Source organism: Haloarcula sediminis, assembly GCF_035656455.1.
Taxonomy (GTDB): Archaea; Halobacteriota; Halobacteria; order Halobacteriales; family Haloarculaceae; genus Haloarcula; species Haloarcula sediminis.
Window position 1 is genome coordinate 570,754 of the sequence record NZ_JAYMGA010000001.1, and the last position, 10,791, is coordinate 581,544.

Below are 10,791 nucleotides of genomic sequence, written 5' to 3' on the forward strand. Positions count from 1 at the left end.
TAATTATTAAAATAGGGGCAGTGTCTTATTACTTTGGCCCGGTCGACAGCTCCCATCGATTCGGTGTCGGCGCGAACATCAAAGCGGCAAAGTACCCGGCTCCCCCAGCGGGGCTATGCGACGCCGTGGGTTGTTACAGACGGTGAGCGGAGTCGGTGCCGGCCTGCTTGCCGGCTGTCTGGGTGGGGCCGAGGAAACGCCCGGGCGGTTCAGCGTCTCGAGCCCCGCGCTGGACCGGGGCGGGACGCTTCCCGACCGATTCACCTGCTCCGGTGCCGGCGAGTCGCCGCCCTTCGATATCGGCCGGGTCCCGGACCCGACCGAGGGGCTCGCTGTCGTCGCTGAGTACGACAGCGGGGGCATCACTGACCCGGTCTTCTGGACGCTCTGGAACGTCCCCGCGGACACCGACCGGATTCCGGCGGCCCTCCCTCGGACGCCGACGGTCGCGTCACTCGATGGGGCGCGACAGGGCCGCCCCGAGGGCGCCGAGGTCGGGTACGAGCCACCGTGCCCACAACCCGGCCAGCGCTACACCGTCAGGTTCCAGGTGTATGCGCTGGGGGCGCGACTCGACGTCGACGGCGGGACCGACCACGATACGGCCGCCGAGGCCATCGGCGACGCAGTGCTGGCGAGTCGGCGGTTCACCGCGGACTTCGAGCGGACGCCGAGTCCCTGACCGGCCCGCCCAGCGCGTGGCGTCACCGGTCGAGCAGTGCCGGACTGGCGGTCACGACGGCAGTCCCGCCTGCCGCTATCGGCAGCGTATGCATTTCCTGTCGGTTTGACAGAATTTATTAGCGGGAAAATATATACGTACTGACGAATGCGGCCGAAGCTGTTTCGTGACGACGGCGTCGGGGCGTTTGTGGCTGGAATCTCCCTGATAGTCGCCGCCGCGATCGTGCTGACGACCACCACCACTGCGGCGTTCGTCCTCGGCGTCCAGGGCGGCACGGACGACGCGCCGCCGCAGGTGAATTTCACCTACGAGTACTCACAGCACGGGCACGGGAATCTGACGATAGGCCACGAGAGCGGTGAGAGAATCGACCCCAGTACCGTCGAAATCACGGCCGACGCCCCGTTCCGGCCGGCCCCCGGTAACGACAGTGGGACAGGACACCGCTCGCCGGTCGAATCGTACCCGCTCGACGGCGCGGCGGCCGGGAGTGACTGGGTCGGCGGCGACGCCGGAGCGGGCACGGCGTTCGGTATCGTCGGCGAGTCACCCGGGAGTCTGGAGACGATAACTGTCCGCATCGTCTGGGAGAGCCCTTCGGACAGTCGCACTGCCGTCATCGGTGAATGGCGTGGCCCGAGCGCATGAGACCCCCACCCGGCGAGGCGGCTGGCACACTGTCGACGTGGGCTTATGTCACTCCAGCACGTACGACGGGTATGAGCGAACAGGCCGATAGCGTGCCCGAGACTGACGACGAATGGCGCGAACTGCTCACGGACGAGGAGTACCGTATCCTCCGGGAGGCCGGGACCGAACCCCGCTTCAGTAGCGACCTCATGGAGGTCACAGACGACGGCGTCTTCACCTGTGCGGGCTGTGGGACCGCGCTGTTCGACAGCGAGGAGAAATTCGACTCCGGCACCGGCTGGCCCAGCTTCTGGGATGTCTACGACGAGGGCACTGTCGAGACCAGAGTCGACGAGAGCCACGGGATGCGCCGGACGGAGGTCGTCTGTGCCAACTGCGAGGGACATCTCGGACACGTCTTCGATGACGGCCCCGAGCCGACTGGCAAGCGCTACTGCATCAACGGCGCGGCCCTGGAGTTCGAGCCGGAAGACTAGGCGTAGCTCCGCTCGACGAACTCCAGGATGCGGTCGGACTCGGCCATCGTGACGCCGCGGTCCTCATCGACCAGCACCGGGACCGCCCGCTGGCCCGAGACGCGCTTGACCTCGTCGCGCTCCGAGTGGAGCGCCTCGACCCAGACACTGTCGTAGTCGACGCCGAGTTCGTCCAGCCTGTCGGCCACTTTCTCGCAGTACGGACAGCCGTCGAGCTGGTAGAGTGTGCGACTCACGGGCGGCCGTAGGGCCGCCGGTCACAAAGCAGTTCGGACGCTACTCGTACAGCCAGGAGCCGTCTATCTTGTCCCACTCGACGAGTTCGTCCTCGTCGAAGAACAGGTCGATCTCGCGCTCGTTTGCGCCCTCGTCCTCGTGGTCGGAGCCGTGGATGACGTTCCGTCCGAGGTCGAGCCCGTAGTCGCCCCGGATCGTGCCGGGGTCGGCCTCTTTGGGGTCGGTCGCACCCATCATCCGACGGACCTGACGGGTGGCGTCCTGTCCCTCGAGGACCATGGCAAAGACCGGGCCGGAGGTGATGAAGTCCACGAGCCCCTCGAAGAAGGGCTTGTCCTCGTGTTCGGCGTAGTGCTGTTCGGCTAGCTCTCGGTCCATCTGCATCAGCTTCGCGCCGACTACTTTCAGGCCGCGTCCCTCGAACCGGTCGAGGATGTCGCTGATAAGGCCGCGCTGGACGCCGTCGGGTTTCACCATCACGAAGGTACGTTCTGTCTCTGTCATCGGAATAGGAAAATCGGTGGGCCGCTGTCGGTCTTACGCCTGTGCTTCTTCGGCTTCGTCGTCGGCGTCCTCGTCGGCCTCGGACGCGTCCTCGTTGTCGTCAGTCGCTTCGGCGTCGGCGTCTTCTGCGTTGGCTTCAGCGTCTTCCGCTTCGGCCTCTGCCTCGGCTTCGGCGTCCGCCTGCGCCGCTGCCGCGTCCTCCGCGGCGGTCGTCGCGCGACCGGCGTCAGTCCAGCCGAGGTTCCGGGCCTCACGGCCCAGGTCGGCGTTGTTCTCGCACTTCGACGAGCAAAAGTGCGTGGTCGAGCCGTCGTTGTGGACGAGCATCGTGCCCGTGCCGGGCTCGATGTCCGCGCCACAGTAGTCACAGTCTCGGGTTCGGGGCATCGTTATTGTCCTCCGATGGAGTCAGCTTCGCGGGCCGTCTCGCGGAGCTGGAGGATGTCGCCCTCGCGGACGGGACCGAGGACGTTCCGGGTGATGATCCGGCCCTGGTTCTCGCCCTCGCGGAGTCGGCACTTGACCTGCATGGCCTCGCCGTGCATCCCCGTCTTGCCGACGATCTCGATGACCTCGGCCGACGTGGCGCCGCTACTTTCGGATTCCTCAGCGCTCATCCGTGGTCACCTCAGCGGAGCTCCTCGACCTTGTCGGCGATGTCCTCGACGTCGCCCTCGGCCTCACCGGCGTCGGTGATGGCGGCGGCGGCCGAGCCGACTTCGAGCCCGGCGGCGTGGCCCAGGTCGTCCTGCTGCTCGACGAAGATGAAGGGGACGCCCTTCTCGTCGGCCAGCTCGGGGATGTGCATGACGATCTCCTCGGGCTGGACGTCCTCGGCGACGTAGACGAGCTCTGCCGAGCCGCGCTCGACGGCCTTGGTCGTCTCGTTGGTTCCTTTCTTCACTGTGCCCGTGTCTCGTGCGACTTCCAGCGCTTCGAGGGCGTCGTCCTCGAGGTCGGCCGGAACGTCGAAATCTACGTATACTGGCATTTGTGTAGTCACCTCCTGCACGCGGGCTCAGGCTCCCCCGCCGTTCGCGGGAAATCCCGCGGCACGCCCCGCCGGCGCGCTGGTCCTGAGAAGGCTGGGAGCATCATCAACCCGGTGCAGGCTGTAATCGTCTGTGTGCCACGGGCCCTAAAAGCGCTTTCGAAGCTGAAACCGCGTGCCAGCGCGCCACACGGCTTCGGGCCCCGCCGGCACACCGCCCGTACCATTTACCCCCCTGGCCCGCCACAGGCCGCTATGGACGAACGCGCAGGTCCGGACGGCCGGACCCTCTACGTCGACCGCGGGGACGGAGACACCGGCACGAAAGGACCCTTCTTCGTCGTCTATCTCGACGACGACCGCGAGCGCCGCTGGGGGTACTTCTGTGGCAACTGCGAGACGTTCAACAACGCCATGGACTCGATGGGCCGTATCCGCTGTAACGACTGTAGCAACCTCCGCAAGGCCGAGGAGTGGGACGCGGCCCACGAGTAACCGGCGGGCGTTCATGTCAGACATATAGTTAGTGGTAACGTTTATCACCCATCCAGTGGTAGAGTGTCGTAGATGGCGGCCGTTAGCACATCACTAGACGAGCAGGCTCGGTCGATATTCGACGACATCGGGTACACCGTGTCGCGCACCGACGAGGGACTACGAGCGGCACACAAGTGGCGCGAGGTCGGCGTCACAGTGCTCGAAGAAGACACTTCACTCCCCGAGTCGGGGGAGATGCACTGTATCGTCACACGCGCGCCGGAAGCGCCCGACGTCGGCGACCGGCTCTCGCGGATGGACGTCGCCTACGACTGGGCGGTCATCGGTGTCCGCGAAGACGGGGGCTACGACGTCGTCAGGCCGTAGCCAAACACTTACCACCGGCTCAGACGACCCTCCGGTGTGCAACCGACCGTTTTCACCGACGCCTTCGAGCAGCTGTTCGACGGTATCGCCACCGCGCTGCCGGACATCCTCACCGGCCTCGTCTTTCTGGCGCTTGCTGCCGTCGCGATCAAGCTCATCATGTTCGTCGTGCGCGCCGTCCTCGCCCGCGCACTGCCCGGCGAAGCACCGGTGTACCGGCAGTTCGTTGCCGCAATCGTCCTCGTCTTCCTCTGGTTTGCGGTCGGGCTCTCTTTCCTCTCTATCGTCGGGTTGACCCTCATCGCGGCGTCGCTCGGGACCGCCGCCGGCTTTCTGGCCCTTGGCGTCTCCTACGCCCTCTCGGGGATGATAGCCGACGCGGTCGCCGGGGTCTACCTCCTCCGTGACCCGGACTTCAACCCCGGGGACACGGTCAAAGCCGGCGACGTTACCGGTGAGGTATTGGCCATAGAGCTCCGGAAAACCCGGTTTCTGGTCGACGGTGACACGGTCGTGCGAGCGAACGCCGACATCGAGAAAGGGTGGACAAAAGTCGGGACCGCCCGCTAGCGGTTCGGGTATCACAGCCGTTGACACGCGATATTTATAGCTGTTGGCGACTAACTCGCGAGCATGTTCATCGGCCACGCGCTGCTGGCGTTCGCCCTCGCCACCGTCGCGGCCGAGCGGTTCGAGGTCCCCCGGGAGCGGGCGCTCCGATACGGCCTCTTTGCGGGGCTGTTCGCCGCTGTCCCGGACGTAGACATCGTCTACGCACCGGTCGGACTCCTGTTGCGTTCGGTCGAGCGCGTCGGGCCCGACATGTTCTGGGAGACGGCGAACGTCATCCATCGGGGGCCGACCCACTCGCTGGTGCTGGGCGGTTTACTCGCCGTCGCGGTCGCCTGCTGGGCCGTCGGCACCCGCCGGTCGCGAGCGGCCTCGCTCACCCTCGCTGCAGTCGTGCTCGCCGTCGGTACGCTGGTTAGCGGTCCCATCGGGGGCGTCGTGGTGCTGATATTCGCCGTCTCGGGGTTCGTCGTCGCCGGTCTCGCGAGCCGCCAGGGCGTCGCGCCGCGACCGCTACTCGGGCTCGCGCTACTCGGGCTGCTCTCGCACCCGTTCGGTGACCTCCTTACCGGGTCACCGCCGCCGTTTCTCTACCCCTTCGACGTGGTGCTCGTCGCCGAGCGCGTGGCGCTCCATCCCGACCCGACGGGGCAGCTACTGGCGGCTTTCGCGGTCGAACTCGGCACCGTCTGGCTCGCTATCTGGGCCTACACCCGCCACACCGACCGTCGGCTCCTCGATCTGGTCAGTCCCCGTGCCTCGCTGGGCGCCGGCTACGCCGCGGCCGCACTGCTGTTGCCGGCCCCGACGATGGAGCAGTCGGCACACTTCGTGTTCAGCGTCCTCGCCATCTCGGTCATCGGGGCGCCAGTCCGGCCGTTCAGTCGCGGCGTCGACCGACTACGGATGGCGGTGACGGGACTGACGGCTGTTACCGTCGCCGCTGTCGCCTACGCGCTGGCCTACGGACTGCTGTGAGGGCGACAGTGTTTTCCACCCACCGCGTTTCGTGGCGTCCATGAGCGCCGACGTGACGGATTTGTTGGGTAACCGGCGGGTCAACGCGCTCCTCGCGTGGCTCGTCGTCGGGCTGATACTTGCTGCTGCCGCGGGGAGCGTCTCTGGCGGCGAACCGCTGTGGGCGGCCTTCACCGGCGTTCTCGCCGCCATCGTGCTCTTGCCGCCCCTCTCGTATCGCAGCGTCGACGCGATGCTCCCCTGGGAGATCGTACTGCTCTCGGCGTTGCCGGTCGTCGGTCGGCTGTTCGCGACGGTGCCGGTCACCGGCAACCTCGCGACGTATCTCTCGGTCGCTGCCGTCGCCCTCATCGTCGCCGTGGAGCTACAGCTTTTCACGCCGGTGAAGATGACGCCCCGGTTCGCCGTCGTCTTCGTCGGCGTGACCACGATGGCGACCGCGGGCATCTGGGCCGTCGTCCGGTGGGGCGCCGACCTGACACTGGGAACGGCGTTCATCCTCGACCCGGCGCTGTCGGAACACGCCATCGAGGAGGCGCTGATGTGGGAGTTCGTCGCCTCGACGCTCGCCGGCGTCGGCGCGGGCGTGGTCTTCGCGCTGTACATCAACTACAAGGTCGCCACGGCGCGGGTCCCCGCGGAGGTGGCCCGATGAGGCTCCGGGACTACGTCGGTATCAGCCGGGCCCGACAGCGCCAGGCCACGTACGCGATGGAGGTCGCGCTGGTCTGTATCCTCGCCGTCGGCATCGTCACCGGGAGCACCGGCGTCATCGTCAACACCGGCGTCGGGCTGGTTGTCACACAGCTCCCGGCGCTGTTCGAACGGGACTACGGCATCGCCCTCGACCCGGCGCTGACGCTGTGGATCACGACGGCGGTGTTCCTCCACGCTGTCGGGGTCATCGGGCTCCCGTGGGCCGACGCGAACTTCTACAAGAGCATCTGGTGGTGGGACCACCTCACACACGCCCTCTCCTCGTCTATCGTCGCCGCCATCGGCTACACGACCGTGCGGGCGCTGGACCGCCACTCCGAGGAGATATACGTCCCGCCCCGGTTCATGTTCGTGTTCATCCTGCTGTTCGTGCTGGCCTTTGGCGTCGCGTGGGAGGTCCTCGAATTCACCATCACGCTCGCGGCCGAGGCGACCGGCAACGCGACGATACTCACGCAGTTCGGGCTCGGGGACACGATGCTCGACCTCGTGTTTGACACTATCGGCGCTATCGTCGTCGCGACCTGGGGGACGGCCCATCTTACCGATATCGTGGGCATCTTCGAGGAGTTTCTCGACGGCCGTGAGAGCTGAGCGAGCGAGGTTTTATACCCATATCGTGTGAAAATCTAGCACGCCATGGTGTTCAAGAAAATCACGCTGATAGGCACGAGTTCGGAGAGCTTCGACGACGCGGCCGACGACGCCATCGAGCGCGCGGAGCGCACGCTTGATAACCTGATGTGGGTCGAGGTCGACGAACTCGGCGTCGAGATAGCGAGCGCCGACGGCCGGGAGTACCAGGCGGAAGTGACAGTGGCCTTCGAGCTAGAGGAATAGCGAGGCGACACCGCCGCCCGACCACGGGCCGTGCAGTCAGGTCCGGAACGACTCGCCACAGCCGCATTCGCTGACCACGTTGGGGTTCTCGACGTGGAACCCGGCGCCCTGCAGGCCGCCCTCGTAGGCCAGCACGGAGCCTTCGATGTAGTCGATGCTCGCGCCGTCGACGAACACGCGGAGCCCGTTGCGCTCGTAGACGGTGTCCCCGTCTTCCGGCTCGTGTTCGAAACGCATCCCATAGGAGAGCCCCGCACAGCCGCCCTGCTGGACGAACAGGCGGAGACCGGAGACGTCCGTATCCATGTCTTCCCCCTCCAGCAGGTCGAGCGCCTCTTTGGCTGCTTCCTCGGTGACCCCGACGTCTTCGCCCCCGAGTTGGGGCTCGCCGTCTACGGTGCTGCTCATACAGAGTGGTGGGGTCCAGCCCTGTTAACCCTGACGCCGGATGACCGACGGACACCCGGTTGCATATACAGGCCGCCCGGTCAATAGACGACGGCCGCAACGACCGGTATGGACTCACAGGAGCAGGCCGGCCCGTACCGAACCCACGGGACGACGGCGGGAGTCGGTCGGCAAGCGCTGCTCGGGGCCGGCGTCTTCGGGTTCGGCTTCAGCGGCCTCGTCGACGTACTTGTCCTCCATCACGTGTTGCAGTGGCACCACCTGCTCTCGGGCATCTACCCGACGGACACGCTGGCGGGGTTACAGACGAACGTCCTCGCTGACGGCCTGTTCTCGCTGGGGATGCTCGTCGTCGGCGTCGGTGCTGGACTCGTCTGGCGGGCCGAGCGGGCGACGAGGGGTTCGCTCGCGGTCCGGCCACTGGCCGGTGGGGCGCTGGTTGGACTCGGCGTGTTCGACGTCTTCGACGCGGCGGTGAACCACATGCTGCTTGGCCTCCACCAGCCCCTGTCTCAGGGCGGTCGGTACAACCCACACTGGCTGGTCGTGAGCCTGGTCGTCGCCGCCGCCGGCTACTACGTCTATCGGACTGGACCGGTGACCGACCAGTGACAAACCCGGCTGCGGTGGCGTCGATGGGGCTGCTCCATGGCTCCCCGCCGTCGGCGCCGCTCCCGGGATGGCTCGTCCTGCTCGTGGCCGTGCCCGGGCTCTGGGCCGTCGTCGGTGCCACCGTGGTGTTGCTCGACCGCCTGCTGGGACACCTCGGCGTCTGAGCGCTCCTGCTACTCAAACCGCTTTCGGACGCTCTCTGCGTGGGCTTCGAGTCCTTCGGCCTCGGCCAGTGTCGTAATCGTCTCGCTGAGGTCGCCAAGCGACTCCTCGGAGAGTCGCTGGACCGTCGTCGACCGGACGAAGGTATCGACCGAGAGCCCGCCGGTAACGCGGGCCGCCCCGCCGGTCGGGAGGACGTGGTTCGTCCCGGCAGCGTAGTCGCCCGCGGCGACGGGGCTGTACGGGCCGAGGAAGACGGAGCCGGCGGAGGGGATCCGGGAAAGCAGCGCCTCGTCGTCCTCGGCCTGGATAGAGAGGTGTTCGGCGGCGTACTCCTCGGCGAACAGCACCGCCTCGCTCATCGAGCGGGCGTGGAAGACGCCGGAGGCGTCGTTGTCGAGGGCAGCGCGGATGACGGCCTCGCGCTCGCGCTCGCCGGCCTGCTCGTCGACGGCGTCGGCGACCGCCTCGGCCAGGTCCGCGTCGTCGGTCACTGCCACGACGGAGGCGTTCTCGTCGTGTTCGGCCTGCGCCACGAGGTCGGCCGCGACCAGTTCGGGGTCGGCGTCGCCGTCGGCGACGACCATGATTTCGCTCGGCCCGGCCAGGAAGTCGATTGCCACGTCGCCCCGCACCTCGGCCTTGGCGGCGGTGACCCATCGGTTGCCGGGGCCGACGACGATATCGGTCGCTGTCACCGTCTCCGTGCCGTAGGCCAGCGCGGCGATAGCCTGGGCGCCGCCGGCCTGATAGACCGCGTCGGTGCCGGCGGCGTGGACGGCCGCGAGCGTGACCGGGTTGACCTCCTCGGCGGGCGGCGTGGCGACAGCGACGTGTTCGACGCCGGCCACCTTCGCGGGGATGACGCCCATCAGCGCGCTGGAGGGGTAGGCGGCGGTGCCGCCGGGAGCGTAGACGCCGGCGCTGTCGAGCGGGCGAAAGCGCCGGCCGAGTTCCCGGCCCTCGAAGTCCTCGCGCCAGTCCTCGGGGCGCTGGCGCTCGTGGAACGCGCGGATGTTCGCGGCCGCGTCCTCGATGGCCGCCCGGATGTCGTCATCTATCTCCTCGTAGGCGCGCTCGGCGGCGTCGGTGATGTCGACGTTGCCGACCTCGACGTCGTCGAACTCGCTGGCGAAGCGGCGCAGGGCCACGTCGCCCTCCTCGCGGACCTGGCTCACGATGTCGGCCACGTCGTCGCGGACCGCGTCGACGCCCGAGTCCCGGTCAAACAGCGCGGACCGCTCCCCGGGCCCGAGGTCGGCGACAGTGCGTACGTTCATACCCCGGCTTCGAGGCGGGCGGAAAAACGGGTTTCCCTTCGCTACCGGTAGACGGTCGAGGCGAGATGCAACACCGAGAGGCCCGCGGTCGTCCCGACCATCGCGGTGGCGACGACGATGCTCGTCACCGACGGCACTCCCCCGCCGCCGGCGCCCGCGAGCAGGACCACGGCCACGGCGACGGCCCCGCCAAGCAGGAGGAGGTGCGCGACCAGCCACGGGAGCACGTCCCGCAGCGCCGCGAGCGTCCGTCCGAACCCGCTGTGGGCCTCGACGCCGACCCGCTGACCCGGTCGGTAGTACTCCGCGGCCGTCGCGTAGCCGTCGCTCGCGCTCACCTGCTGTGTGGACCGCGACTCGGCTGCCGACTCCCCGGCCGCCCGTTTCGCGGCCTCGCTGATCGTCTCGCCGGCCCCGGCGTCGTCGCGGGTATCGACACGGTCCGTCCAGCCGTCGAGGTGGCGCTTGACGTACGTCTCGTGACCCAGCCGGTCGTAGCGTGCCCGCTCGGCCCCGTCCGTGAGCACCTCTTTGGCCGTGGTGAGGCGCTTGAACCGGGTCCGGGCCCGGGGATCGTCGGTGACGTCCGGGTGGGCGGTCTTCACCTGCTCGCGGTACGCGCGGACGATGGACTGTTCGTCCGCGTCGGGGTCGACGCCGAGGACGCCGTAGAGCGTTGGCATGATGGAGGGGTAATTAAATCTATTGGCCGAATGCCTACATGAAACTACCGACGGTTACGCACGGCGATACGCGTCGTAGAACGAGAGAACGGCCGACTGGCGCGCCCGTTGGCCTCCCAGCCGATTCGGGCAC

The 10,791-nt window shown here is 67.6% G+C and carries 20 protein-coding genes; 12 read left to right on the plus strand and 8 right to left on the minus strand.

The features are described 5' to 3' along the window. Nucleotides 1-142: 142 nt before the first annotated feature. The 3 genes from VJ162_RS03060 to msrB all read left to right on the plus strand — a co-directional run bounded on the left by VJ162_RS03060 (nucleotide 143) and on the right by msrB (nucleotide 1,812). Nucleotides 143-682 (plus strand): YbhB/YbcL family Raf kinase inhibitor-like protein, encoded by a 540-nt coding sequence (locus VJ162_RS03060; protein ID WP_324662297.1) that lies wholly within the window; start codon nucleotides 143-145, stop codon nucleotides 680-682. A 147-nt stretch (nucleotides 683-829) separates the two neighbouring features. Continuing rightward, nucleotides 830-1,333 (plus strand): type IV pilin N-terminal domain-containing protein, encoded by a 504-nt coding sequence (locus tag VJ162_RS03065; protein WP_324662299.1) that lies wholly within the window; start codon nucleotides 830-832, stop codon nucleotides 1,331-1,333. 71 nt (nucleotides 1,334-1,404) lie between these two features. Next, the gene (gene msrB / locus VJ162_RS03070; RefSeq protein ID WP_324662300.1) at nucleotides 1,405-1,812 is read left to right on the plus strand and encodes a peptide-methionine (R)-S-oxide reductase MsrB; all 408 of its coding nucleotides are present in this window, start codon (nucleotides 1,405-1,407) and stop codon (nucleotides 1,810-1,812) included. Here the strand turns inward: msrB and VJ162_RS03075 are convergent. Genes VJ162_RS03075 through rpl7ae form a run of 5 tightly spaced genes read right to left on the minus strand, consistent with a single transcriptional unit; the run spans nucleotide 1,809 to nucleotide 3,544 of the window. Then, a complete protein-coding gene (locus tag VJ162_RS03075; RefSeq protein WP_324662302.1) occupies nucleotides 1,809-2,048 on the minus strand; it encodes a glutaredoxin family protein in 240 nt (79 codons plus the stop codon). The two genes, msrB and VJ162_RS03075, sit on opposite strands and share 4 nt — an antisense overlap. A 40-nt stretch (nucleotides 2,049-2,088) precedes the next feature. Continuing rightward, a complete protein-coding gene (ndk, locus tag VJ162_RS03080; protein WP_324662303.1) occupies nucleotides 2,089-2,553 on the minus strand; it encodes a nucleoside-diphosphate kinase in 465 nt (154 codons plus the stop codon). A 33-nt stretch (nucleotides 2,554-2,586) separates the two neighbouring features. Beyond that, entirely contained in the window at nucleotides 2,587-2,940 is a 354-nt protein-coding gene (locus tag VJ162_RS03085) for a 50S ribosomal protein L24e (RefSeq protein WP_324662304.1), read from the minus strand. 2 nt (nucleotides 2,941-2,942) lie between these two features. Next, a complete protein-coding gene (locus VJ162_RS03090; RefSeq protein WP_324662305.1) occupies nucleotides 2,943-3,170 on the minus strand; it encodes a 30S ribosomal protein S28e in 228 nt (75 codons plus the stop codon). 11 nt (nucleotides 3,171-3,181) lie between these two features. Further along, nucleotides 3,182-3,544 carry a 50S ribosomal protein L7Ae gene (gene rpl7ae / locus VJ162_RS03095; RefSeq protein ID WP_324662307.1) on the minus strand — a complete coding sequence of 121 codons (363 nt, stop codon included), beginning with the start codon at nucleotides 3,542-3,544 and terminating at the stop codon, nucleotides 3,182-3,184. Between the two features lie 255 nt (nucleotides 3,545-3,799). Here rpl7ae and VJ162_RS03100 point away from each other — a divergent pair, with 255 nt between their 5' ends. The 7 genes from VJ162_RS03100 (at nucleotide 3,800) to VJ162_RS03130 (ending at nucleotide 7,513) form a co-directional block, all read left to right on the plus strand. Beyond that, nucleotides 3,800-4,039 (plus strand): DUF5816 domain-containing protein, encoded by a 240-nt coding sequence (locus tag VJ162_RS03100; RefSeq protein ID WP_324662308.1) that lies wholly within the window; start codon nucleotides 3,800-3,802, stop codon nucleotides 4,037-4,039. Nucleotides 4,040-4,111: 72 nt separating this feature from the next. Next, on the plus strand, nucleotides 4,112-4,408 hold the full coding sequence (locus tag VJ162_RS03105) for a DUF7116 family protein (protein ID WP_324662309.1): 297 nt from the start codon (nucleotides 4,112-4,114) through the stop codon (nucleotides 4,406-4,408). Nucleotides 4,409-4,444: 36 nt separating this feature from the next. Beyond that, a complete protein-coding gene (locus tag VJ162_RS03110; RefSeq protein WP_324662310.1) occupies nucleotides 4,445-4,978 on the plus strand; it encodes a mechanosensitive ion channel domain-containing protein in 534 nt (177 codons plus the stop codon). 63 nt (nucleotides 4,979-5,041) lie between these two features. Then, nucleotides 5,042-5,956 carry a metal-dependent hydrolase gene (locus tag VJ162_RS03115; RefSeq protein ID WP_324662312.1) on the plus strand — a complete coding sequence of 305 codons (915 nt, stop codon included), beginning with the start codon at nucleotides 5,042-5,044 and terminating at the stop codon, nucleotides 5,954-5,956. A gap of 40 nt (nucleotides 5,957-5,996) precedes the next feature. Continuing rightward, entirely contained in the window at nucleotides 5,997-6,611 is a 615-nt protein-coding gene (locus VJ162_RS03120; RefSeq protein WP_324662313.1) for a hypothetical protein, read from the plus strand. Next, nucleotides 6,608-7,267, plus strand: a complete 660-nt coding sequence (locus VJ162_RS03125) for a hypothetical protein (protein ID WP_324662315.1) — start codon at nucleotides 6,608-6,610, stop codon at nucleotides 7,265-7,267. The genes VJ162_RS03120 and VJ162_RS03125 overlap by 4 nt, the downstream gene beginning before the upstream one ends. Before the next feature lie 45 nt (nucleotides 7,268-7,312). Then, nucleotides 7,313-7,513 carry a dodecin gene (locus VJ162_RS03130; protein WP_324662316.1) on the plus strand — a complete coding sequence of 67 codons (201 nt, stop codon included), beginning with the start codon at nucleotides 7,313-7,315 and terminating at the stop codon, nucleotides 7,511-7,513. Nucleotides 7,514-7,549: 36 nt separating this feature from the next. Here the strand turns inward: VJ162_RS03130 and VJ162_RS03135 are convergent, their stop codons facing one another. Next, nucleotides 7,550-7,921, minus strand: a complete 372-nt coding sequence (locus tag VJ162_RS03135; RefSeq protein WP_324662317.1) for a HesB/IscA family protein — start codon at nucleotides 7,919-7,921, stop codon at nucleotides 7,550-7,552. 108 nt (nucleotides 7,922-8,029) lie between these two features. Between VJ162_RS03135 and VJ162_RS03140 the strand changes: the two genes are divergently transcribed. Together VJ162_RS03140 and VJ162_RS03145 are read left to right on the plus strand one after the other, a co-directional pair. Next, a complete protein-coding gene (locus VJ162_RS03140) occupies nucleotides 8,030-8,533 on the plus strand; it encodes a DUF2243 domain-containing protein (RefSeq protein WP_324662318.1) in 504 nt (167 codons plus the stop codon). Next, nucleotides 8,530-8,697, plus strand: coding sequence for a hypothetical protein (locus VJ162_RS03145; protein WP_324662319.1), 168 nt, complete (start codon nucleotides 8,530-8,532; stop codon nucleotides 8,695-8,697). The genes VJ162_RS03140 and VJ162_RS03145 overlap by 4 nt, the downstream gene beginning before the upstream one ends. Nucleotides 8,698-8,706: 9 nt before the next feature. Here VJ162_RS03145 and hisD read toward each other — a convergent pair whose 3' ends face one another. Together hisD and VJ162_RS03155 are read right to left on the minus strand one after the other, a co-directional pair. Continuing rightward, entirely contained in the window at nucleotides 8,707-9,975 is a 1,269-nt protein-coding gene (hisD, locus tag VJ162_RS03150; protein WP_324662320.1) for a histidinol dehydrogenase, read from the minus strand. Nucleotides 9,976-10,016: 41 nt separating this feature from the next. Further along, nucleotides 10,017-10,658, minus strand: coding sequence for a J domain-containing protein (locus tag VJ162_RS03155; protein ID WP_324662322.1), 642 nt, complete (start codon nucleotides 10,656-10,658; stop codon nucleotides 10,017-10,019). Between the last annotated feature and the right edge of the window lie 133 nt (nucleotides 10,659-10,791).